We start from the raw sequence: 21296 nt of genomic DNA on the forward strand, positions 1-21296 counted from the left end.
AAAAGGAGGAAAACCAGGACCAGACATCATCCTAATTTTCCTCTTAAAAAAGCACAGAATATTTTAGAGGGAATACTGATTCCACATCAATATCCCCCTTAATAATTTAGAGCGAATTTCGCTAAAGCACTCGATTATTTAGAGCGCCTTTCTATTTTTTTATTTAATTTTTTATAAACATTTTCGACTAACCATGGTTCTGTAGAAGCTTTTAGAGCTTCTTCAAAGTCAAACCATTGTAATCCTTTATTTTCATCTTCTTTAATAATTAATCTTTCTTGATCATCAGCTTCCATTAAATAGGTAATATTGTAATGGAGATGACTGGATACATAAACTCCATTTTTAATATGTCCATTAACAGTTAAAACTTCAATTGAAAAAGGGTCATCCTTTAAAAACTGAACATGTTTTAAACCACTTTCTTCTTGAAATTCTTTTAATGCCACTTTTTTAAAATCTTTTTGCCCATCAACATGTCCTCCAAGCCAACACCAAGAATTATAAATTTTATGATAACACATCAAAACCTTATCATGACTTTGATTTAAAACCCAACAAGAAACAGTGAAGTGTCCTATTGTATTTTTACGTGTGAGTACATCTTTTTGTTCAATCACTTTAAGTAAAAGTTCTTTATCTTTTTCTTCTTGTTCATTAAAAGGTTGATAATTGAGTAGTTTTTGTTTCATTGCTTCTCCTTAAAAAAACAAGTTATCCCTGTTTTTCAATATATTTTTGATAATACATCACACGAATTAAATCAAAGATCGTCATAATTTGATAGTTAAAGTTAATACCATCAAATCTTCCTGGTACTTGAATCGTATCTGTAGTTAATTTCCTTCTTGCATAGGTTGGATTTTGGGTAATAAGCAAAGATGTCGTATTTTGTAATGAAAGATTTGTTCTTGTATACATAAAGCCTTCTAAAGACCTTCCTGAAGAAGAAGTAAAAATAACATAATCATTTTCATTAAAAATCATATCTTTATCATACGTATGATATTGTAAAACTGTTTTCCCAAAAGAAATTAAATCTGTTTGAAATTCTACCGCAATAGACATAGGATAAAGAGCCCCTACAAGAATTACTCGTTTTGATTCATGGATTTTTGTACAGACTTCTTCTATTTTCTTTAAAAATTCTTTATTATCATTAGAAACTTTAATGCGTTCAACATACGTACAAATATTGAGATTTTCCATACGTTCTTCAATCTGTTCAAGACGTATTCGTTTATGTTTATAATAAGTTTCTACAAATGTTTGATAATCATAGAAACCTAAATATTTTAAAAAGTTTAAAATACTTTCTGGTGTTGTCTTTAATTCGTTTGCAACTTCTTCTAACGAATAATCTCCAAAGTTTTGATAATGAAGGATAAAGAATACACAAAAACGATACGCATCATCAAGAAACAATGTACCATTTAAATATTTTAAAATTCTTGAAAGTAGTATATTCATAACATCCTCCCCTTTAAATAAAATGATATTTTTTATAATACGTTACTCGCATAATATCAAAGATTGTCATCAAACGATAGTTAAAATCAATACTATCATGTCTTGAACTTGCAACATAGATCACACGTTCATCCCCAATTTGACTCTTATATTTTTTATTTTGTGTAATGAGTAAGAATTGAGATCTATTGATATCAAAATCTTGATGATCATTCATGAAAGCATCATAAGCTCTTCCTGTTGCCGAAACAAATATAACATAATCATCTTTATTGAGATCCAATTGTGTATCAAAAGAATGATATTGGAAAACAGGCTTTCCAAAAGTAATCAAATCTGTTTGAAATTCAACGGCAATAGAAATTGGATAAAGTGCTCCAATAATAACCACTCTTTTAGACGTTGAAATATCATGACAAATATGATCGAGATCTTCAATAAATTTTTCTTTATCATCACATAAATGCACTTGTTTAAAAAGATCATCCATTTTTAAACCAAGCATTCTTGAACGAATTTGATCTTGTCTTAAAATAACATCGGCATAAAGCTTATCTTGGAAAGAAGCATAATCATCAAATCCCAAATGACTTAAAAAATTTAAAATTGCTTCTTTAGAAATCTTTGATTTTTCAACCACTTCTTCTAATGTCATTTTATAAAAATCTATATAATTTTCAATAAAGAATACACAAAAACGATAATTATCATCTAAAAAAAGAGTTCCATTAAAGTATTCAAGTATTCTTGCAAGTAGTACATTTCCCATACGTACCTTTCCTTTCTATATTAAGCCTAGTTTTTCTAAGCTTAAGGCAATTCCATCTTGATCAGGATCTTTGAAAGTATCATAAGCAATATCTAATAACTTTTCCTTTGCTCCTTCAAAAACAATTCCTTGATTTGCTTTTTCAAGCATTTGATAATCATTCATACTATCTCCAAAAGCAATTGTATCTTCCATACTGGCATGATAGTAATCCATCACTCTTTCAATGGCATCTGCCTTCGTACAGTTCTTTGAAATAATTTCCCCATTAATAAAATCATCTTCTGGTTTAGAAAAAACAACGACATTAAAATCTTTACTTAAATGAGGCACTGTATCAAGCAATGCATATTTATCATATGCAATAAAAACAATTTTAGTCACTTTATCTTTACCAGGATCATATTCAGTAATTGGTTTGAAGGCTTGATTACGTTTTTCAAAGAAACGAGCTAATTCTGGATTGGCTTGTGTATCTTTGATTTGTCTTCTTTCCATATACTCTCTAGCATAACCTGATTGAAAAAGTTCATCTTTCGTTTCAAGAGTAAAGCCAACTTGTGCATTAGAAAATAAAACAATAGCTTGTTGTAAAAGCTTACTATCTAAAAAGTTTTCATAGATATACTCACCATCAATTTGAATAAAGCTTCCCGCTGCTGAAATAACACCATCAAAACCTACATCTAAAATATCTTGTGTAATCGAAACAGGTGCTCTTCCTGTACATAAGAAAGCCTTATGTCCATTTTCTCTTAACTTACAAATAGCTTCTTTATTTCTTTTTGTAATTTCTCTACTTTTCCCACGAATTGTTCCATCAATATCAAAAAATACATACTTCATTTTTCTTACCTCTTACTTCATGATTTCTTCAATCAAAATAGGTTTTTCAACAAATTCATCCACAATTGTATAACTTTGATAAATTTCTTCTATGATTTCTTGACTCACTTTGTTTCTTGCATAAACAGTCAATAACGTTTCACCGATTTCTACATGATCCCCTATTTTTTTATTTAAAACAAGTCCTACAGCATGATCAACATCTTCATCTTTAGTCATGCGACCACCACCTAATTTCATTGAAACAATTCCTAAATTCTTTGCTTCTAATGCTTTGACATAACCTGTTTCCTTTGAAGTTACTTCCATTATAACACTTGGTTTTTCAAATAGTTCAGGATTTTCTATATATGAAACATCTCCACCCTGTCTTTGAACCATTTCTTTGAGTTTTTCTAAAGCCTTTCCATTAGAAATTACCTCTTGTAATGCTTTATACGCCTCTTTTTCATCTTGATAAAGTTTTGCTTGAACAAGCATTGTACTTCCTGCTTTTAAACAAAGTTCCTCTAAATCTTGAGGTCCATTTCCTTTAAGCGTTTCAATTGCTTCAATGACTTCTAAACTATTACCAATTGCCTTTCCTAAAGGTTGTGACATACTTGAAATAGTTGCACGTGTATCTTTATGACAATGTTTTCCAATGTCGATCATTGTTTGAGCAAGCTTTTTAGCATCTTCTAATGTTTGCATAAAAGCACCATTTCCATATTTGACATCTAATAAAATCGTATCTGCCCCACTGGCAAGTTTTTTAGACATAATGGATGAAGCAATTAAAGGAATACATGAAACCGTTCCAGTAACATCACGTAAAGCATAAATTTTTTTATCAGCGGGTACAAGTGTGGCACTTTGTCCAATAATGGCTAAACCAATATCATTGACTTGTTTGATAAAATCTTCTTCTGATACATAAATATTAAAACCTGGTATCGATTCTAATTTATCCAATGTTCCACCGGTATGTCCTAAACCTCTCCCTGACATTTTAGCTACTTTACCACCGCAAGCCGCAACGATAGGTCCTAATACAAGAGATGTTTTATCACCAACACCCCCAGTTGAATGCTTATCCACTTTAATTCCTTCAATTTTCGATAAATCGATAATATCTCCACTATATTCCATCGCTTGTGTAAGCATTGCCGTTTCTTTTGCAGTAAGCCCTTGAAAACAAATTGCCATTAATAATGCTGACATTTGATAATCAGGAATACTTCCATCAACATAACCATCTATAATAAATTGAATTTGTTGCAGATTGAATTCTCCATTATTCTTTTTATATTCTATTAAATCAACCATTCTCATTGCCATTTCCCCTTTATTTCAATCTAATCTTATTTTACTATAATTTATTTTATTTTGAAAACACTTTCATAACTTCGAGAGAATCTTTTCAATCATAGAAAGAAATTCTTCCATTTTTTGAGAAGAATTTCTCTTACAGACAATCCCATAAGGTAAAAAATAGTCTTCTTTTAAAGAAGGATGGACATTCATCTAACATTCAAGCGATAATAAAAAATCTTGACATAGTACCAACCAAAAGAAAGTTAGGTATTGAAGCTATTCAAGAAGCTTATCAATTTGATTGTACTTTTTTTGATACGGCGGAAGCTTATGGACATCGTGGTATTGAAGAAAGTAAAAACAAGTCTTTTAGTGCCAATTGGCGAAAAAAATAATTTTTGATAAAATGTACTTGGAGGTGGATTTATGAAAATCTTAGTATGTGCCCCATTACAAGAGGCCGAAAGTAAAAAAATCCAAGAATATTTTATAAATGATACTGTTCTTATTAAAAGAAGACCAACTCAAGAAGATATTGATCAAGTTGATGTCATTGTGGGAAATCCACATCTTGATTTAAATTTAAATCAAGAACATTTACAAGCTCTCTTACTTAATAGTGCAGGAAGCGATCAATATATTAAAGAAGGTATTTTAAATAAAAACACTAAACTTACTAATGCCAGTGGAAGTTATGGGATTGCCATTAGTGAACATGTTATTGGTATGATGATTACTTTCTGTAAAAACTTAAAAACGTATGCTTTACAAATGAAAGAAGGAAATTGGCTTCCTTCAAAACAAGGAAAAGAAATTTATCATAGTCGTGTTTGTATTGTTGGCTATGGTGATATTGGCTATGAAATTGCGAAAAGACTAAAAGCCTTTGATTGTCATATTACCGCTATTAAAAGAAGAGTCCAAAAGGAGCTTCCTTATGTTGATGAAGTCGCAACAATCAATGATTTAGATACAATTTTACCACAAAGCGATTTTGTGATTTTATCACTTCCACAAAGCAAAGAAACAATTCATATTTTTAACAGAGATAAATTATTAAAAATGAAAAAAGATGCTGTCTTAATCAATGTTGGTCGTGGAAGTGCCATCAGTAATAAAGATTTAATAGAAGTATTAAATCAAGGGCATCTTTATGGTGTTGGTTTAGATGTTGTGGAAGAAGAACCTTTACCTGCAACTTCACCTTTATGGAGCTATGATCGTGTTTTAATTACTCCTCATAGTTCAGGTGGTTTTGTTTGGCAAAGTGTTCGTAATTATTATACAGAGCTTGTTATTAGAAATATTAAACATTTAAAAAATCATGAAACTTTAGAAAATGAAGTTGATTTTCAAACAGGTTATCGAAAAGTTGTCACATATAAAAAATAGCGCCTCAGCGCTATTCAAACTTTTGATCAACTTCAAAAATATTATGCCCGTTAAGATAATCTTTTACCAGCATACGTTTCTTACCTTCTAATTGGAATTCAGTAATAATATAAACCCCATCTTGTACCTTTACACCAATAGCATCTTTAAAAATCTTCACGATTGTTCCAGATTCTTGGTGTGCGTGATGTGTCATAGCATTTGGACAATTATGTACAAGCCCTTGATAGATTTTTACTGTTTTTCCTTGATACGTTGTATAAGCTCCAGGCCAAGGATTTAATCCTCTTACATGGTTATAAACTTCTACTGCTGGCTTATTGAAATCAATTTTTTCTTGTTCTCTAGAAATAACAGGAGAATATGTTACTTTTGATTCATCTTGAGGAATGGATTCATTTGTCCCCTCAATAATAGCAGGCATTGCTTCAATAATCGCTTCAGCTCCTAAAATAGATAAACGATCATAAAGTTCTCCTACTGTTTCATCATTAGAAATAGGCGTTTCTTTTTGATAAATGATATTTCCTGCATCCATCTTTTTTACCATATACATAATTGTTACTCCTGTTTTTTCATCTCCATTTAAAATGGCATAATGAACAGGTGCTCCTCCACGATATTTTGGAAGTAATGACGCATGAACGTTAATACATCCAAGACGTGGGCAATCTAAAACTTCTTGTGGAATCATTTGTCCATAAGCAGCTGTAATAATTAAATCAGGTTGCATATCTATAATAGCTTGATAATCATCTTTGATACGTTGTGGTTGAAATACGGGTATATCATGTTCTAAGGCCACAACTTTAACTTCAGGCATTTTAAGTTCTTTTTTTCTTCCAACACGACGGTCTGGTTGTGAAACAACTTGGACGATGTTGTAATCATGTTGAATTAAGTTTTTTAAAACAGCTTCAGAGAAAGTTGCTGTTCCCATAAATACGATTTTTAATTGATTCATTCTTTTCACTTCCTTCTATAAGATATTACTAATAAATTGAGAGATAAGCAAGACAATTGTTTGAATTATTTGGATACAAATTTGACTTATCTTTTTAACAATTAAAGAAAGTGTATTATCTTTTTGATTATCATAGAGACCTTCGTCTGAATTAACTTCTTTTTGTTTTTGTACATTTTGTTCAAAAGCAACAATATTTTTAGAAACCATTTCATTTTGAATATAATGATTATTCAACAAACCATTCATACAAAATAATAATAAACCGACCATTGTAAAATCAATTAAAAGTTCTTTCATTGTAAATACTCCTTAATTACTTGAGACATCACTTCGATTGTATTTTGGACTTCTTCTTTCGTATTATTTTGCCCTCCAAATTCAATTAAAATCGTATGATCACAAATCCCTTGATTATAATGATTTTTCTTTACCATAATTCCTTTAGATAATCCTGGCACTTTCTCATTTGCCCTGTTAGAAAGTTCTGTAGATAATTGATTGACCATATCAAATTTTCCACTACTTTTTCCTACGACAAACAAAATCTTAGCATAACTTTTTTGATTATAAACCAGTGTAGAATATTTTTTATCAAGGCTATCTCGATGAAAATCAATGACTAAATCATATTGCCCATTTTCTCTTAAAGAATTTTCTAAATACATCTTTGAAACAACATAAGATTGATTATATGCAATTCGATGTATATTTTTATAGTTTTCAAAATCATTTTGTTCAACATCACAAAAATAACCTTCTTTTGTTAAACAATCCTTTAAATAACTTGCTCCCTCTTTTACATTATATCCAACATATTCTTCTCCTTGATGTGTATTATATAGATGAATTTTCTTACTTGAGGTAACTGGTACGCTTGTCTGCAAGGCTTCCGTTGTTGAAATTGCTTTAAAAACTTTCACATTTTGATGACTATAAGAAGGTAAATAGATAATCATTAAAACAATGATCATTATTTTGAAAATAATTTGAATAGATACTTTTATTTTCATAGGCGCTCTCCTTGTATGTATTCAAATATATGAAATAAATCAAGAATTATACCTTAAGTCATTTAAAGCCTTTGAAAGAATGGCACTTACCTTTTCTACCGTTTCGTCAATTTGTTTATCAGACATCACAAAATTACGATCAACTGGTGTCAGTATTTCATAAAGCAACGATTCTAATTCTTCTTGTTCAAGACTTCCTACATGCCCTAATAAATACTGTTTTTGACTTACAGAAAGCTCTCCTTCATATTTCTTTCTTTTACCAATCTTTAATTTATTTTTTATATCCAAAGCATCCCCAAAATAGTCTTTCATTAATTGAAAAACATCTCTTACAATGGAACTGGCATAAATCACTGTAGGAACACCAATTGCGATGACAGGACATCCTAAAGTTTCTTCTTGAATGGCCTGACGATGATTACCAATACCACTTCCTGGATGAATCCCAACATTATTAATTTGAATCACATGTCCTAATTTTTGATAATCTCTTGCACATAAAGCATCAATAGCGATCACTAAATCAATTTGAAACTGATCAACCATTGCTTGAATCACTTCAACTGTCTCAACTCCTGTTTGATACATCACACCTGGTGTCAATGATAAAATATCATAATAATGATTTTCTAACTTAAGACCATCATCTAAATAATGAGTCACACGAATGTCTCTTAAGGTACGTGGTCCAATGGCATCACTGGTTAAATAAGGATTTCCTAGTCCAATAATTAAAATACGGGGATAATCATTTTGATCTATCATCTCTTTTAAAAGTCGAGTCACATGTTGACTAATTGACATAAAAGATTCTTTAAAAAAAATTTCGATATACTTTCCCTTTTTCAAATAATCCGTATCTTCTAAAAATTCATAGGTTTCTATTGAAAAATTATCCATTTTTTCAATAAAGCGCTTATAATGTTTTCCTTCCTTTAATAATTCTAAAGATTCTTTCGCCAAATCACTATGTGTATTGTACTTATTCATATTCTCACCTTAAAAATTATTACCTTATTTCCAACAAATTACACAAAATTGTTGCAATTACTTGACTTTTTATATATAATGAAATGGCAAATTGCAAAGCGAGGTGAAAGATCATGGCAAATATGAAACAACAAATTAAACGTTATAAAAACGATAACAAAAAAAGAGCTAAAAACGCTTCTTATAAATCAGCTTTAAAAACTGCAATCAAAAACGTAAGAGCTGAAGTTGAAGCTGGAAATAAAGAAGCTGCTGAAAAAGCATTAGTAATCGCTTCTAGCAAATTAGATTCTTATGTAAACAAAGGAATCCATCATAAAAACTACGCTATTAGACAAAAATCTAAATTAGCTAAATTAGTTAACTCAATCTAATCATTGAAACCAGACAAATGTCTGGTTTTTTTGTTTATTCTTTCTTTTCTTGATTATAATGTTAATAGACTTTGAAATAAAATAAGAGTAAAATATTTTTACATTACAAGGAGATGTATTTATGGAAAGAAAAGATATAGAAGAAAAATATACTTGGGATCTTTCTAAAATTTATCAAGATCCTCAAGAGTTTTATCATGATATAGAAGTCAGTCAACAATTACTTGATGAATTGACTTCATTTCAAGGAAAGCTTACAGAAAGCATTGAAACATTTCTACGTTTTTTATCAAAGCGTGACGAAATGTCCATGCTTGTAAGTAAAGCCTATTGCTTTGCGCATTTAAACTGCGATGTAGAACCTAAAAATCAAGAATATCAAAAGATGTTGGCAACAGTGATGTCACTCATTCAACAATCAAGTGTTAAACTTGTTTTTGTTGATAATGAAATCGTTGAAAATGATGAAACAGTAAGAGAATATTTAAAAGATGAACGTTTAAAATCTTATCGGTATTCTTTAGAAAATGCTTTAGCATTTAAACCTCATTTATTAGATAAAGAACAAGAAGAATTGGTTGCAAAAGTAGACAATATCTCTGAATTAGCAGAACAAGTTTTTGATTCTTTACGCCTAGAATTTGAAGATGTTGAAGTCAATGGTCAAAAGAAAACATTAAATCAAGCAACACTTAATGAATTTTTAAAGAACAAAAATAGAGACGTTAGAAAACAAGCCTACCATCATTTCTTTAAAGAATATCAGCGTTTTGAAAATACTTTTGCTTCTACGCTTTCAGGGGTTATGAAAAAAGATGCTTTTTATAGTGATATCCGTCATTTTGATTCACCACTTGCAGCAAGTGTTTTTAATGATGATGTCCCTACTGATTTATTCTTTAAAATTTTAGATAAAGCAAATAATGAATATCGCTATTTATTCCATCGCTATAATCATTTAAAAAAAGAAATTCTTGGGCTAGATGAACTCTATAATTATGATTTATCAGTTTCTCTTGTAAAAAGTGTTTCTAAGAAATTTACAATTGAAGAATGTTTTGACATCATTAATCAAGCTTTAGCACCTTTTGGTAAAGATTATTTAGCTATTATTAATCGTGCTAAAGAGGAAAGATGGATCGATTACTATCCTACTGTTGGTAAACGTGGTGGCGCTTATAGTAGCGGAAGTTACCTAACACAACCTTATATTTTAATGAATTTCATTGGTGATTATAATTCTTTATCAACTATGATCCATGAATTAGGTCATAGTGTGCATACGTATTTATCAAGCCATAATCAAGATTATATTAATAGTAATTATCGTATCTTTGTCGCTGAAGTCGCTTCAACCGTTAATGAAACTTTACTTATCAACTATATGATGGATCATGCTTCATCTAAAGAAGAAAAAGCTTATTATATTTATGAACAATTAGAAAATTGTGTTGGTCTTATTTTTAGACAACCAATGTTTGCGGACTTTGAACACCGTCTTCATGAAATGGCTAAAAACAATGAACCCATGTCTTCTAAAATCATGACTGATCTTTATGCAAAATTGAATCAAGAATACTTTGGTGAAGATGTAAAAATGGATGAACTTGTAGGTTGGTCTTGTTATTATGTTCCTCATTTCTATTATGATTATTATGTTTATAAATATACTTTAGGAATGACTGTTGCTTTAGCTATCGTTAAACGTATATTAAATGGTGACACGCAACAAGTTGAACGTTATTTAAACTTCTTAAAATCAGGTGGAAAAGAATCTCCTGTTGACTTATTAAGTCATGCGGGTGTTGATCCTTTAGATGACGCTATTTATGATGATGCTTTCCATTATTTTGAAGATTTGTTAAATGAATTTGAAAAGCTGGTAAAATAATTTATAATAGTATTAGGTGATAGAAATGAAAAGAGAACAAACAAGAGCGTTTCAAGTAGGAAATTTAACATTAGGTGGTAATAATCATGTCATTATTCAATCCATGACAAATACCAAAACTAAAAATGTAGAAGCAACCGTTAAACAAATTCAGGAATTGGAAGATGCCGGTTGTGAAATGGTTAGAATGGCTGTTTTTGACAAAGAAGATGCATATGCGATAGCAGATATTAAAAAACAAGTGCATATTCCTTTAGTTGCCGATATTCATTTTGACTATCGTTTAGCTTTGATTGCGATTGAATCAGGAATTGATAAAATTCGTATCAATCCTGGAAATATTGGAAGTATTGAAAAGGTAAAAGCCGTTGTTGAATCTTGTAAAGAACATCATATTCCTATTCGTATTGGTGTCAATAGTGGTTCTTTAGAAAAAGATATCTTAGAAAAATATGGTCGTCCTACTGCTAAAGGAATGATTGAAAGTGCAAAGAAACATATTGATATTTTGGAAAGTCTAGATTTCCATGATTATTGTATTTCTTTAAAATCTTCCGATACAATGCTTACAATTGAGGCCTATACACTTGCTAGTGAAACCTTTGATTGTCCCCTTCATTTAGGGGTTACAGAAGCAGGAACAAAACTTGGAGGAACAATTAAATCTTCTTTAGGTATTGGTACTTTATTATATCAAGGAATTGGAAATACGATTCGTGTTTCTTTAAGTGATCATCCTGTAGAAGAAATTAAAGTAGCAAAAACATTGCTTAAAGAATTGGGGTTAATTAAAAATGTTCCTACCCTTGTATCTTGTCCAACTTGTGGAAGAATTCAATATGATTTGATTCCAGTCGCTAAAGAAATTGAAGATTTCTTAAATAATATCCATCAAGATATTACCGTAGCCATTATGGGTTGTGCAGTTAACGGTCCAGGTGAAGCCAAAAATGCCGATATTGGTATTGCCGGTGGTGTTAAAGAAGGATTATTGATTAAAAAAGGAAAAATTATTAAAAAAGTTAAACAAGAAGATATGGTACAAACGCTCAAAGATGAAATTTTAAAGATGGTTAATTCATAATAACCATCTTTTTTTCATATATATAACTATGGAGGCGTAAAACTATGGAAAATTTATTCATTGAACATTTTTTATCGTATGAAGATTTTAGAAGCAATAAGGAAATACAAGCATTAGAGCTAAATGAAGAAGATTTGAAGGCGATCTATCAAGTGATAGATCAAAACCGTTTTTTACTCTGTAGTGAACATTATTTACCTATTCTATTTCAATCAATTATGAAAAAAACTAGTGTTGCCACTAGTTTAAAATTGAAATCTTTGTTTCAAAATCATCATTCAATATTTCTAAATTCTTGATTTTTCAACATATCTATTTCTTCTTTATAAGGAGCTTTGCCATCAATATAAGGTGTTTCTAAGATCTTAGGAACATCTTTTATTCTTTCATTATGAGCAATCCCATTTAAAATATCAAAACCAATCTCACCTAAGCCAAGATTTGCATGACGATCCTTATGAGCACCTTTAACATTTTTAGAATCATTTAAATGAACAACAAGTAAACGATCTAAACTAATCACTTGATCAAATTCATCTAAGATTGCATCAAAATTTGATAAATCATAACCTGCATCGTGAATATGACATGTATCTAAACAAACACCTAATTTTTCAGGATAATCACAATGAGAAATCAAATAATTGATTTCTTCAAATGTCTTTCCTAACTCACTGCCTTTTCCTGCCATTGTTTCTAAGGCGATCTTTCCTTGATAAGGTGTATCTTTTAATACTTCATTTAAACCTTTAATGATTTGTTGAAGACCTACTTCTTCTCCAGCTTTTACATGACTTCCAGGATGTAAAACAAGAATCGATGTCCCAATATCTTGACATCTTTGGAGTTCTTGTTTTAAGAAGTTAACAGCTAATTCAAAAGTTTCTTCTTTAACCGTGTTAGCAAGATTAATGATATAAGGTGCATGAACAACAACATTTTTTAAATCAATGTTATTTTCCTTCATTAAAGCTTTTGCCTCTTCCACCTTTAATTCACTAATAGCTTTTCTTCTCGTATTTTGTGGTGCACCTGTATAAAACATAAACGTATTAGCACCATAAGATAAAGCTTCTTTTACTGAACCTAAAAGCATGTCTTTTCCAGACATTGAGACATGACTACCAATTATCATTGCCTTCCTCCATACGTTTAGCGATTTGTGCTTGACGGGCACGTTCTTTCTTTTGACGACGGATATCATCACGAATCATCGCACGTTTTTGTTTACGTACAACTTGTTCAACTTGATATTTACGTTTCTTTTTATATCCTGGTTTCACTTTTTTAGGTTTACGGATAATCATTTGAACTTGTTTTTCAAGTTCAGTTTGTTGACGAATACGTTTTTTACGTTTTTCTCTTTGTCCTAAATCCACAAATTGTCCGTTTTTAAGTTGCATATTCTTAAATTCAATCCCTTTTCTTTCAAGAATTGCAATATTTTTTTCATCCGTTGTATCATACATACTATAACAAATACCTGTATAGTTTCCACGCCCTGAACGTCCACTTCGATGAATATAAAAATCAGGTTCTGTTGGAAATTGCATATTAATGACATGAGAAACACCATCAATATCAATTCCACGTGCAGCAATATCTGTCGCAACAATGTATTGATATTCATTGTTATTGATTTGTCGCATCATTTTCTTTCTTTCACGAGGTTCTAAATCTCCGTGAATTTCTCCAACTTTATAACCATCTTCTCTTAATTGTCGCGTAATCTTTGATACTTCTGTTCTTTTATTCGCGAAAATAATACAAATATAAGGATCAATTGTTGCCATGATCTTCTTTAAAACATCATAACGATCTTGATGCTTTGTTGCGAGTAAAATATGTTCAACATTGGCTGTTGTAGCAAGTTTACTATCGATTTCAATAGTAATTGGACTTTGCATATATTTCTTTAAAAATGGTCTTAGATTTTGTGGAATCGTTGCTGAGAAAACCATCATTTGTAGATCATCAGCCATTTTTCCTGCCACAGCATCAATATCTTCTAAATAACCAAATTCTAATGTCATATCTGCTTCATCGACTACAAAAGTTTTTGCTGTTGTAATTTGTAAAGCTTTCGCATCTAAAGATAAATCTTTGATACGTCCTGGTGTTCCAATAACCACGTGTGGTTGTGTTGAAAGTTTATTAACAGCTCTTTGACGGTCACTTCCTCCAACAATCAATGAAACACGTAATTCTGGTAAATATTTTGTAAATGTTTTAGCGTTATTAAATAATTGAGAAGCAAGTTCTCTTGTTGGTGCTGTAATAACAGCTTGCACACAATCTTTATTGACATCAATACGAGACATGATTGGTAATAAAAATGCATGTGATTTACCTGTCCCTGTTTGTGAAATCCCGATAATATCTCTATTTTTTAATACAAGGGGAATGACTTTTTCTTGTATTGGGGTTGGCTTTTTAAAACCTAACTCTTTAATTACTTGATTACAATATTCTTGTAATTTAAAATCTTGAAAAGTTGCCATAAAATCCTCCTTTTTTCTTTTTTTAGTCACGTTATTATACCATATTTTTGATACATTTCAACAAATATTATGGATGGATTTTTATAATTATTCTATAATATTCTTGTTGGAGGTGATTAGATGATCTTAAATACTGGTAATCGTACAGACATTCCTGCCTTTTTTAGTGACTGGTTTTTTAATCGTATTCAAGAAGGTTTTGTCTGTGTTCGTAATCCCTATTTCCCTCATCAAGTCACAAAATATATTTTAGATCCTCAAGTCATTGATATTATTTGTTTTTGTACTAAAAATCCTAAACCAATGCTTTCACGTCTAGATTTAATTAAAGACTATAAACAATTTTGGTTTGTAACAATCACCCCTTACAATCAAACGATTGAACCCTATGTTCCCAATAAAAATGAAATTATTCGTAGCTTCATTGAACTATCTAAAAAAATAGGAAGTCATTGTATTGGTTGGCGTTATGACCCTATCTTTTTAAATGATTATTATACCATTGAATATCATCTTCGAATCTTTGAAAAAATGTGTCAAAAACTAACTGGATATACTCATCAATGTGTCATTAGTTTTATCGATTTATATCAAAAAACAAAAAAGAATTTTAAAGAAGTTCAAGAAGTAAACCAAAAAGATCAAATCTATCTTTGTCAAAAATTTGTAGAAATTGGAAAAAAATATAACATTGAAATCTATACATGTCACGAAAATGAATCTTTAAAAACAACAGGTGTTCATACAAGTGGATGTATGAATCAACAAATTATTGAAAGAGCTCTAGGTCATTCATTAAAACTACCTAAAATAAATGAAGCTAGACAAGGATGCCGTTGTTTATTAAATAATGATATTGGCGTTTATAATACGTGTTTACATAGTTGCCTTTATTGTTATGCCAATTACGATCGTGTAACTGTTTTAAAAAATGTTAAAATGCATAATAAAAAGTCCCCTTTTTTAATTGGAGACTTTCAAAAAGACGATATTATTAAAGAAGCAAAACAGGTTTCTTATATTGATCGACAACTTTCCCTATTTTAAGGGATGTGCGTGGCGATAAGCAACACCTCTAGTAATACGTAATAAATTATCTTCTCCAGGAAATTTCACAGGTACGACTGGATTTTCTTGATACATTTTCATTACATCTTCAATATCGACAATGATTTCATCAAATTTCATGAGTCCATACATTTTAGGTGGAAGTAAATAAAGTGGTTTATCAATTGTTTGATTTTTTAAAGCTCTATCTAATTCTACCTTCAAATGTGGACATAAAATAACAACATCAAAACGGTCTAATTCTTTTAATCCTAAACCAAATGGTAAAAATTCAATACTGTATTTATCTTCTAAATTTTTTTCTTTAATTTCTTTTTTCATCCTTGTTGCAATAGCACTTGAAGAAAAGCCCCCACCACAACATAATAATATTCTAATCATTTAAACACCTCACTATTTGTGAGTATAACATACCCTCTATTTCAATGTAAGGGTTTTTATTTTTCTTTGTAATTTTTATCTTATCTTTTTAAGTTTCACTTTTTTATCTTTTTATCATATTTTATAGTAGGTGATTTTATGTATCCTTATCAAAACCCCAATTATTATTACTATCAACCTCAGATGTATCCTTATTTTCAAAGAATGCCTAAAAAATTTAATTTACAACATACTCTTCATACAACGATACGAGGTATTCAAATCGCAAATCAAGTTATTCCTATTATCTATCAAGTAAAACCATTAATTGATAATACCAAACAAGGTTTGACTTTATTAAAAGCAATGAATCATTTAAATGACATAGATTTTGATGAAATAGAAAAGGAATTAAAACCAATTTCTAAAGAAAACAATGAAATATTTGAAAATATGTTATAATCATCTTTGAGGTGATAAAAGATGTTAGTAAAAGGTATTGTTCCTAGAGGTTATTGTAAAGGCGTTGTTCGTGCAATTGAAATAGCTAAAAAACAAGCACACCAAACAACACCTGTTTATATTCTAGGAATGATTGTACATAATCAATATATTGTAAATGCCTTAGAAGATTTAGGAATTCAAACAATTGATATCAAAGGAAAAACACGATTAGAACTATTAGATGAAATCAATGAAGGAAAAGTCATTATTACTGCTCATGGAGCAAGTCAAAAAGTATTTGATAAAGCGAAAGAAAAAGGTTTAGAAGTAATTGATGCCTCTTGTTTAGATGTAATTAAAACTCATGATCTTATTCAAGATAAATTAAATGAAGGTTATGAAATTTTGTATATTGGTAAAAAGGGACATCCTGAAGCAGAAGGCGCAATTTCAATTGATGAAAAAAGAATTCATTTAATAACAAATAGAGATGATTTAAAAACATTAGATCCTACTAAAAAATATGTTATGACTAATCAAACAACAATGTCTCTTTATGATGTTTATGATTTATGCGAAAAAGCAAAAGAAATTTTACCTTTTGTAGAAATTGAAAAAGAAACATGCACAGCTACTAAAATACGTCAAGAAGCTATTAAAAACATTGAAGATGATGTTGATATTATCTTTATTGTGGGTGATCCTCATTCAAACAACACAAGAAAACTTGCTAGTATTGCTCATGATTATCATACATGTGATGTTTATATGATTGAAAGTATTGAAGATTTAGAAATTGAATGGTTAAAAAATAAAAGATACGCTGCTGTAAGCTCAGGAGCTTCTACACCAACATATCTTACAAATCAAGTAATTGATTATTTAAAACAATTTGATATCAATGATTCTAAAACATATCAAAAACCTATCATTGATAAAAATAAAATATTAAACCAAAAAGATGCCTAGGCATCTTTTTCTTGTGGTAACCATTGTACTTTGAAAAAATAAATAATAAAAATCAAACTACATACGACCCATGTTGTAGGCCATCCTAAAAAGACATAAACAATATCACTTGTTACTTTTGTAATTAAGAAAAGATAAATTTGTCTTAAGAAAACAAAAGAGAATATCATCACATACATTGGAACAGCTGAACGTCCAGCTCCACGTAAAACTCCATTGATAACTTGATTGATTGGTAAAACAATATAGAATGGTAAGAATGTTAACTGCATCAATCTTCCAGCATCAATCACATCTTTTTCTTGATTAAATAAAGCAATAAAATCACGACCAAAGAAATACATAATTACTACAAAACAAGCAATGGTAAGTGTTGCTAATGCTGTTGTAATATAAGCTCCTTTTTTTACACGGTCATACTGTTTAGCTCCTATATTTTGACCAACAAAAGTTGTAATAGCCATATTAAAAGCTTGTAAAGGTAAGTTAACAAAACCATCTATTTTAATCGTTACAGAATAACCTGCTATAACAGAGGCTCCATAAACATTAATATAAGATTGAACAATGACATTTGATAAAGAAACAATACTTTGTTGAAAACCTGTAGGTAAACCAATTTTTATAATTTTTAATAAAATTTCTTTGTCAAAACCAATTTCCTTTAAAATAACTTTATAATCATCCTCTGTTTTCATTAAAACATACATAACCATAATTGCTGAAATAGCTTGAGCAATTAAAGTCGCATATCCTGCACCAGCTACACCAAAATGAAAATATTTAACAAATAAAAAGTCTAGGATAATATTAACAACACTTGAAAAAATCAAAAAATAAAGCGGTCTTTTAGAATCTCCCACCGAACGTAAGATACCTGATCCCATATTATAGACCATTACAAAAATAAGACTCCAAAAATAAATAGATAAATACGTTGAAGCTTCAGAAAACACTTCACTAGGAACACCAATTGCTTTTAAAATTGGATCATTAAATAATAAACCAACAATCGTTAAAACAACTCCCATAACAAGAGTTAAAGCGATACTATTATGAATTGCTCTTTTCATTTTACAAGTATTACCAGCTCCAAAGAATTGAGCAATGACAACTCCTGCCCCTGTTGAAATGCCCATAAAAAAACCAATCAACATATTAATAATTGGTGTACTTGCACCAACTGCCGCTAAAGCAACTTTTCCAACATAATTTCCTACAACATAAGAATCGACTGCATTATAAAGTTGTTGAAATAAGTTACCTATTAATAAAGGAATTGAAAACAAAATAATTGCTTTGACAATACTTCCTTTTGTTAAATCCTGTGTATTTCCTTTCATACATTCACCTTCCATTTATAATTTTACTCTTATTTTATTGAAAACAAAAATATTTGCACGAAATGAAAAAAATTAATTTCAATACATTCTTTTCGCTATAATAAAATTAAGTTGGAGGTTAGTTATGAATAAAAAAATTATCTTTTTTGATGTTGATGGTACTCTCGTTGATGTTAGACCTGCAAGAGAATATGTACCAGAATCAACAATCAAAGCAGTAAGAGAAACAAGAAAAAAAGGGAATTTATGTTTTTTATGTACAGGAAGATCACTTGCTGAAATCTACCCACATATTTTAGATATCGGTTTTGATGGCATCATTGGTGCTGGTGGTGGCTTTGTAACCATTGGTGATGAAATGCTTTATCATAAAAAAGTATCTAACAAAGATGTACATCGTGTCGTTGATTTCTTTGAAGAAAATGATTATGACTACTATCTTGAAAGTAATGGTGGATTATTTGCTAGTGAAAATTTAGTATCTCGCTTAGAAATGATTACTTATGGCGATTTAGAAAATGACGAAAAGGCTAGAAAGAAAAAAGCTGAACAACCAAGTCACTTTATTACATCTTTAATAGAGGGAGAAAGTATGTATCGTAGTGATGTCAATAAAATTTGTTTTTTAGAAAATAAAGATATTCCTTTTCAAACAATTATAGATAACTTTTCTGATGCATTCAATGTTATTCATTGTACCGTTCCTTCTTTTGGAGATGACTCAGGAGAATTATCCGTTGTTGGTGTTAACAAGGCAAGTGCCATTGAAGCACTTATCAATCATTTAAATATTCCTCAAGAAAATACTTTTGCCTTTGGCGATGGCATGAATGACGCTGATATGTTAGAGTATTGCCATATCGGTATCGCTGTTGGTAACGCTAAAGAAGGTTTAAAAGCAATTGCTGATGAAGTATGTGATGATATTGCTGAAGATGGTATTTATAAAACCATGAAAAAATATCAACTTATATAAAAAAACATTGGCTTTTTTTCCAATGTTTTTTTTTAGAGTAAATGTGACATTAAAATGGTTGCAAGTCCTAAAAATGCAAAGAAGCCAAACATATCTGTACATGTTGTTACAAAAACCCCACTGGCAAGGGCTGGATCAACATGAAATCTATCTAAAATAACCGGTACAAAATAACCTGCAAGTGTGGCAACGATCATGTTACAAATCATGGCGAGTCCAGCTACAACACCAAACCATGGATTACCAGCAAAGAACCAAGCCCCTACTGAAACTAATGCCCCAATGATAACACCATTTAAAATACCAAGTCCAATTTCTTTTAATAAAACTTTGCGAGCATTTTCTTTATCTAATTCTCCTAGTGATAAACCACGAACAACAATAGTTAAAGTTTGTGTTCCGGCATTACCACCCATTCCTGTAATAATCGGGCTAATCGTTGCAAGAGCAACAACTTTCGCAATTGTTCCTTCAAAAACACTAACAACACTTGAAGCCATAATTGCTGTAAAAAGATTGACAATCAACCAAGGAATACGGTTTTTAAAAGATTCTACAAGTGTTGAATCTAAACGTTCTTCAGAACCAACACCTCCTAATAAGTTCATGTCTTCTGTTGTTTCTTCTTCGATGACATCCATAACATCATCGATATCAATAACACCTAATAAATGATGTTGTTCATCTATAACAGGCATCAAAATATATCCATATTTACTAAAAGTCTTCGCAACTTCTTCTTGGTCTTCATAATAATAAACAGCTTTAACATTTTGATTTGTAATCTCAAGCATTGGTGTATCAAAGGTACTTGTAACGATATCACCTAAAGAAACAACCCCCTTTAAGACATTATCTTTATCTACAACATAAAGATAATGTCTAGGTTCTTCTTCCGTTGTTTGCAAAAATAACAATGTTTCTTTGACTGTATTATTTGCATGAATATCTAAATATTCAGTTGTCATGATTCCCCCAGCAGTTTCTGGGTTATATTGTAATAACTGTTTGACATCTTCTTTATCGTCATCTTCCAATAACTCTAAAAAAGCATTTTTTTCATCTTCATCTTCGATTGATCCGATAACATCCGTAATAACGTCATGACTTACTTCATCTAAGATTTGTTTTTGTTTGTATTTTGAAAATAAATTCAACCATTCTAAGATAAGTTCTTCATCATCTTCTTCATCTAAAATATCACCAATAACTTCATTTGGTAAATGTTCTAAAATTTCTTTTGATGAATCTTCATCTTCATGTAAAATATCAAGGATATCTGCCGGGTGAATATTTTCTAAAACTTCTTTAATTATTTCTTTATTCCCATGAAGAATTAAATTTTTTAATTCTTCAGAAGTCATTTGTTTTATCATTTATTTTCCCCCTCTTATTTAAAGAGGAACTTTACCGACGGTGGTAAATGATCCTCACTATTACCATTGTGTCCACCGGATAACGGGTCTACTATCATTATTACCACCTCCACCTTGTTCATTTTATCATAATGTTCAAACTTTTAAAGAAAAAAATCATTTTTTAC

General features: G+C 30.2%; 23 protein-coding genes. 9 read left to right on the plus strand and 14 right to left on the minus strand.

Going from position 1 to position 21296, the window contains the following annotated elements:
* Nucleotides 1-134: 134 nt before the first annotated feature.
* Genes LJD32_RS08625 through LJD32_RS08645 form a run of 5 tightly spaced genes read right to left on the minus strand, consistent with a single transcriptional unit; the run spans nt 135 to nt 4399 of the window.
* Nucleotides 135-692: an NUDIX hydrolase gene (locus tag LJD32_RS08625; protein WP_227392182.1), complete on the minus strand. Its 558-nt coding sequence runs from the start codon at nt 690-692 to the stop codon at nt 135-137.
* Nucleotides 693-714: 22 nt separating this feature from the next.
* Entirely contained in the window at nt 715-1470 is a 756-nt protein-coding gene (locus LJD32_RS08630) for a MurR/RpiR family transcriptional regulator (protein WP_032090355.1), read from the minus strand.
* A 13-nt stretch (nt 1471-1483) separates the two neighbouring features.
* Nucleotides 1484-2239, minus strand: coding sequence for a hypothetical protein (locus LJD32_RS08635; protein ID WP_032090356.1), 756 nt, complete (start codon nt 2237-2239; stop codon nt 1484-1486).
* A 15-nt stretch (nt 2240-2254) separates the two neighbouring features.
* Nucleotides 2255-3085 (minus strand): HAD family hydrolase, encoded by an 831-nt coding sequence (locus tag LJD32_RS08640; RefSeq protein WP_147579628.1) that lies wholly within the window; start codon nt 3083-3085, stop codon nt 2255-2257.
* A gap of 12 nt (nt 3086-3097) precedes the next feature.
* The gene (locus LJD32_RS08645; RefSeq protein ID WP_227392194.1) at nt 3098-4399 is read right to left on the minus strand and encodes a pyrimidine-nucleoside phosphorylase; all 1302 of its coding nucleotides are present in this window, start codon (nt 4397-4399) and stop codon (nt 3098-3100) included.
* A 408-nt stretch (nt 4400-4807) separates the two neighbouring features.
* On the opposite strand from LJD32_RS08645, the gene LJD32_RS08650 reads away from it, so the two are divergent.
* Entirely contained in the window at nt 4808-5773 is a 966-nt protein-coding gene (locus tag LJD32_RS08650) for a D-2-hydroxyacid dehydrogenase (RefSeq protein ID WP_227392183.1), read from the plus strand.
* Nucleotides 5774-5783: 10 nt separating this feature from the next.
* On the opposite strand, the gene fmt is transcribed toward LJD32_RS08650, so the two are convergent.
* From fmt to gpr, 4 genes are read right to left on the minus strand one after another with little or no spacing between them, the layout of a single operon-like run.
* On the minus strand, nt 5784-6737 hold the full coding sequence (gene fmt / locus LJD32_RS08655) for a methionyl-tRNA formyltransferase (RefSeq protein WP_227392184.1): 954 nt from the start codon (nt 6735-6737) through the stop codon (nt 5784-5786).
* A gap of 15 nt (nt 6738-6752) precedes the next feature.
* Nucleotides 6753-7037: a hypothetical protein gene (locus LJD32_RS08660; RefSeq protein ID WP_022002727.1), complete on the minus strand. Its 285-nt coding sequence runs from the start codon at nt 7035-7037 to the stop codon at nt 6753-6755.
* Nucleotides 7034-7750, minus strand: a complete 717-nt coding sequence (gene spoIIP, locus LJD32_RS08665) for a stage II sporulation protein P (protein WP_032090361.1) — start codon at nt 7748-7750, stop codon at nt 7034-7036. The genes LJD32_RS08660 and spoIIP overlap by 4 nt, the downstream gene beginning before the upstream one ends.
* A gap of 39 nt (nt 7751-7789) precedes the next feature.
* Entirely contained in the window at nt 7790-8743 is a 954-nt protein-coding gene (gpr, locus tag LJD32_RS08670) for a GPR endopeptidase (RefSeq protein ID WP_227392185.1), read from the minus strand.
* A 113-nt stretch (nt 8744-8856) separates the two neighbouring features.
* Between gpr and rpsT the strand changes: the two genes are divergently transcribed.
* From rpsT to LJD32_RS08690, 4 genes are all read left to right on the plus strand, one after another.
* A complete protein-coding gene (rpsT, locus tag LJD32_RS08675) occupies nt 8857-9117 on the plus strand; it encodes a 30S ribosomal protein S20 (RefSeq protein ID WP_022002730.1) in 261 nt (86 codons plus the stop codon).
* Between the two features lie 121 nt (nt 9118-9238).
* Nucleotides 9239-11008: an oligoendopeptidase F gene (gene pepF / locus LJD32_RS08680; protein ID WP_227392186.1), complete on the plus strand. Its 1770-nt coding sequence runs from the start codon at nt 9239-9241 to the stop codon at nt 11006-11008.
* 25 nt (nt 11009-11033) lie between these two features.
* A complete protein-coding gene (ispG, locus tag LJD32_RS08685) occupies nt 11034-12092 on the plus strand; it encodes a flavodoxin-dependent (E)-4-hydroxy-3-methylbut-2-enyl-diphosphate synthase (protein WP_119363562.1) in 1059 nt (352 codons plus the stop codon).
* 44 nt (nt 12093-12136) lie between these two features.
* On the plus strand, nt 12137-12391 hold the full coding sequence (locus LJD32_RS08690; RefSeq protein WP_032090365.1) for a hypothetical protein: 255 nt from the start codon (nt 12137-12139) through the stop codon (nt 12389-12391).
* Here LJD32_RS08690 and LJD32_RS08695 read toward each other — a convergent pair.
* Complete coding sequence (locus LJD32_RS08695) at nt 12367-13227, minus strand: deoxyribonuclease IV (protein WP_032090366.1); 861 nt, start codon at nt 13225-13227, stop codon at nt 12367-12369. The two genes, LJD32_RS08690 and LJD32_RS08695, sit on opposite strands and share 25 nt — an antisense overlap.
* Nucleotides 13214-14593, minus strand: a complete 1380-nt coding sequence (locus LJD32_RS08700; protein ID WP_227392187.1) for a DEAD/DEAH box helicase — start codon at nt 14591-14593, stop codon at nt 13214-13216. The genes LJD32_RS08695 and LJD32_RS08700 overlap by 14 nt, the downstream gene beginning before the upstream one ends.
* A 120-nt stretch (nt 14594-14713) precedes the next feature.
* Between LJD32_RS08700 and LJD32_RS08705 the strand changes: the two genes are divergently transcribed.
* Nucleotides 14714-15640 carry a DUF1848 domain-containing protein gene (locus LJD32_RS08705; RefSeq protein ID WP_227392188.1) on the plus strand — a complete coding sequence of 309 codons (927 nt, stop codon included), beginning with the start codon at nt 14714-14716 and terminating at the stop codon, nt 15638-15640.
* On the opposite strand, the gene LJD32_RS08710 is transcribed toward LJD32_RS08705, so the two are convergent.
* Nucleotides 15632-16042, minus strand: coding sequence for a PTS sugar transporter subunit IIB (locus LJD32_RS08710; RefSeq protein ID WP_175301039.1), 411 nt, complete (start codon nt 16040-16042; stop codon nt 15632-15634). The genes LJD32_RS08705 and LJD32_RS08710 overlap by 9 nt on opposite strands.
* A 138-nt stretch (nt 16043-16180) precedes the next feature.
* Between LJD32_RS08710 and LJD32_RS08715 the strand changes: the two genes are divergently transcribed.
* Both LJD32_RS08715 and LJD32_RS08720 read left to right on the plus strand, forming a co-directional pair.
* Complete coding sequence (locus LJD32_RS08715) at nt 16181-16483, plus strand: hypothetical protein (protein ID WP_107029031.1); 303 nt, start codon at nt 16181-16183, stop codon at nt 16481-16483.
* 21 nt (nt 16484-16504) lie between these two features.
* Nucleotides 16505-17434 (plus strand): 4-hydroxy-3-methylbut-2-enyl diphosphate reductase, encoded by a 930-nt coding sequence (locus tag LJD32_RS08720; protein WP_032090371.1) that lies wholly within the window; start codon nt 16505-16507, stop codon nt 17432-17434.
* Here LJD32_RS08720 and LJD32_RS08725 read toward each other — a convergent pair.
* The gene (locus tag LJD32_RS08725) at nt 17431-18777 is read right to left on the minus strand and encodes an MATE family efflux transporter (protein WP_032090372.1); all 1347 of its coding nucleotides are present in this window, start codon (nt 18775-18777) and stop codon (nt 17431-17433) included. The two genes, LJD32_RS08720 and LJD32_RS08725, sit on opposite strands and share 4 nt — an antisense overlap.
* Before the next feature lie 124 nt (nt 18778-18901).
* Here LJD32_RS08725 and LJD32_RS08730 point away from each other — a divergent pair, with 124 nt between their 5' ends.
* Entirely contained in the window at nt 18902-19753 is an 852-nt protein-coding gene (locus tag LJD32_RS08730; RefSeq protein ID WP_147579620.1) for a Cof-type HAD-IIB family hydrolase, read from the plus strand.
* A 32-nt stretch (nt 19754-19785) separates the two neighbouring features.
* Here LJD32_RS08730 and mgtE read toward each other — a convergent pair whose 3' ends face one another.
* Nucleotides 19786-21129 (minus strand): magnesium transporter, encoded by a 1344-nt coding sequence (mgtE, locus tag LJD32_RS08735; RefSeq protein WP_032090374.1) that lies wholly within the window; start codon nt 21127-21129, stop codon nt 19786-19788.
* Between the last annotated feature and the right edge of the window lie 167 nt (nt 21130-21296).

This window comes from Faecalibacillus sp. TM498 (genome assembly GCF_020589955.1).
In the GTDB taxonomy this organism is placed as follows: Bacteria; Bacillota_I; Bacilli_A; order Erysipelotrichales; family Coprobacillaceae; genus Faecalibacillus; species Faecalibacillus intestinalis.

What these genes read in the sequence shown, in the direction of transcription:
- LJD32_RS08625 (WP_227392182.1), bottom strand. Translation starts at nt 692, where the DNA reads ATGAAACAAAAACTACTCAATTATCAACCTTTTAATGAACAAGAAGAA.
- LJD32_RS08630 (WP_032090355.1), bottom strand. Translation starts at nt 1,470, where the DNA reads ATGAATATACTACTTTCAAGAATTTTAAAATATTTAAATGGTACATTG.
- LJD32_RS08635 (WP_032090356.1), bottom strand. Translation starts at nt 2,239, where the DNA reads ATGGGAAATGTACTACTTGCAAGAATACTTGAATACTTTAATGGAACT.
- LJD32_RS08640 (WP_147579628.1), bottom strand. Translation starts at nt 3,085, where the DNA reads ATGAAGTATGTATTTTTTGATATTGATGGAACAATTCGTGGGAAAAGT.
- LJD32_RS08645 (WP_227392194.1), bottom strand. Translation starts at nt 4,399, where the DNA reads ATGAGAATGGTTGATTTAATAGAATATAAAAAGAATAATGGAGAATTC.
- LJD32_RS08650 (WP_227392183.1), top strand. Translation starts at nt 4,808, where the DNA reads ATGAAAATCTTAGTATGTGCCCCATTACAAGAGGCCGAAAGTAAAAAA.
- fmt (WP_227392184.1), bottom strand. Translation starts at nt 6,737, where the DNA reads ATGAATCAATTAAAAATCGTATTTATGGGAACAGCAACTTTCTCTGAA.
- LJD32_RS08660 (WP_022002727.1), bottom strand. Translation starts at nt 7,037, where the DNA reads ATGAAAGAACTTTTAATTGATTTTACAATGGTCGGTTTATTATTATTT.
- spoIIP (WP_032090361.1), bottom strand. Translation starts at nt 7,750, where the DNA reads ATGAAAATAAAAGTATCTATTCAAATTATTTTCAAAATAATGATCATT.
- gpr (WP_227392185.1), bottom strand. Translation starts at nt 8,743, where the DNA reads ATGAATAAGTACAATACACATAGTGATTTGGCGAAAGAATCTTTAGAA.
- rpsT (WP_022002730.1), top strand. Translation starts at nt 8,857, where the DNA reads ATGGCAAATATGAAACAACAAATTAAACGTTATAAAAACGATAACAAA.
- pepF (WP_227392186.1), top strand. Translation starts at nt 9,239, where the DNA reads ATGGAAAGAAAAGATATAGAAGAAAAATATACTTGGGATCTTTCTAAA.
- ispG (WP_119363562.1), top strand. Translation starts at nt 11,034, where the DNA reads ATGAAAAGAGAACAAACAAGAGCGTTTCAAGTAGGAAATTTAACATTA.
- LJD32_RS08690 (WP_032090365.1), top strand. Translation starts at nt 12,137, where the DNA reads ATGGAAAATTTATTCATTGAACATTTTTTATCGTATGAAGATTTTAGA.
- LJD32_RS08695 (WP_032090366.1), bottom strand. Translation starts at nt 13,227, where the DNA reads ATGATAATTGGTAGTCATGTCTCAATGTCTGGAAAAGACATGCTTTTA.
- LJD32_RS08700 (WP_227392187.1), bottom strand. Translation starts at nt 14,593, where the DNA reads ATGGCAACTTTTCAAGATTTTAAATTACAAGAATATTGTAATCAAGTA.
- LJD32_RS08705 (WP_227392188.1), top strand. Translation starts at nt 14,714, where the DNA reads ATGATCTTAAATACTGGTAATCGTACAGACATTCCTGCCTTTTTTAGT.
- LJD32_RS08710 (WP_175301039.1), bottom strand. Translation starts at nt 16,042, where the DNA reads ATGATTAGAATATTATTATGTTGTGGTGGGGGCTTTTCTTCAAGTGCT.
- LJD32_RS08715 (WP_107029031.1), top strand. Translation starts at nt 16,181, where the DNA reads ATGTATCCTTATCAAAACCCCAATTATTATTACTATCAACCTCAGATG.
- LJD32_RS08720 (WP_032090371.1), top strand. Translation starts at nt 16,505, where the DNA reads ATGTTAGTAAAAGGTATTGTTCCTAGAGGTTATTGTAAAGGCGTTGTT.
- LJD32_RS08725 (WP_032090372.1), bottom strand. Translation starts at nt 18,777, where the DNA reads ATGAAAGGAAATACACAGGATTTAACAAAAGGAAGTATTGTCAAAGCA.
- LJD32_RS08730 (WP_147579620.1), top strand. Translation starts at nt 18,902, where the DNA reads ATGAATAAAAAAATTATCTTTTTTGATGTTGATGGTACTCTCGTTGAT.
- mgtE (WP_032090374.1), bottom strand. Translation starts at nt 21,129, where the DNA reads ATGATAAAACAAATGACTTCTGAAGAATTAAAAAATTTAATTCTTCAT.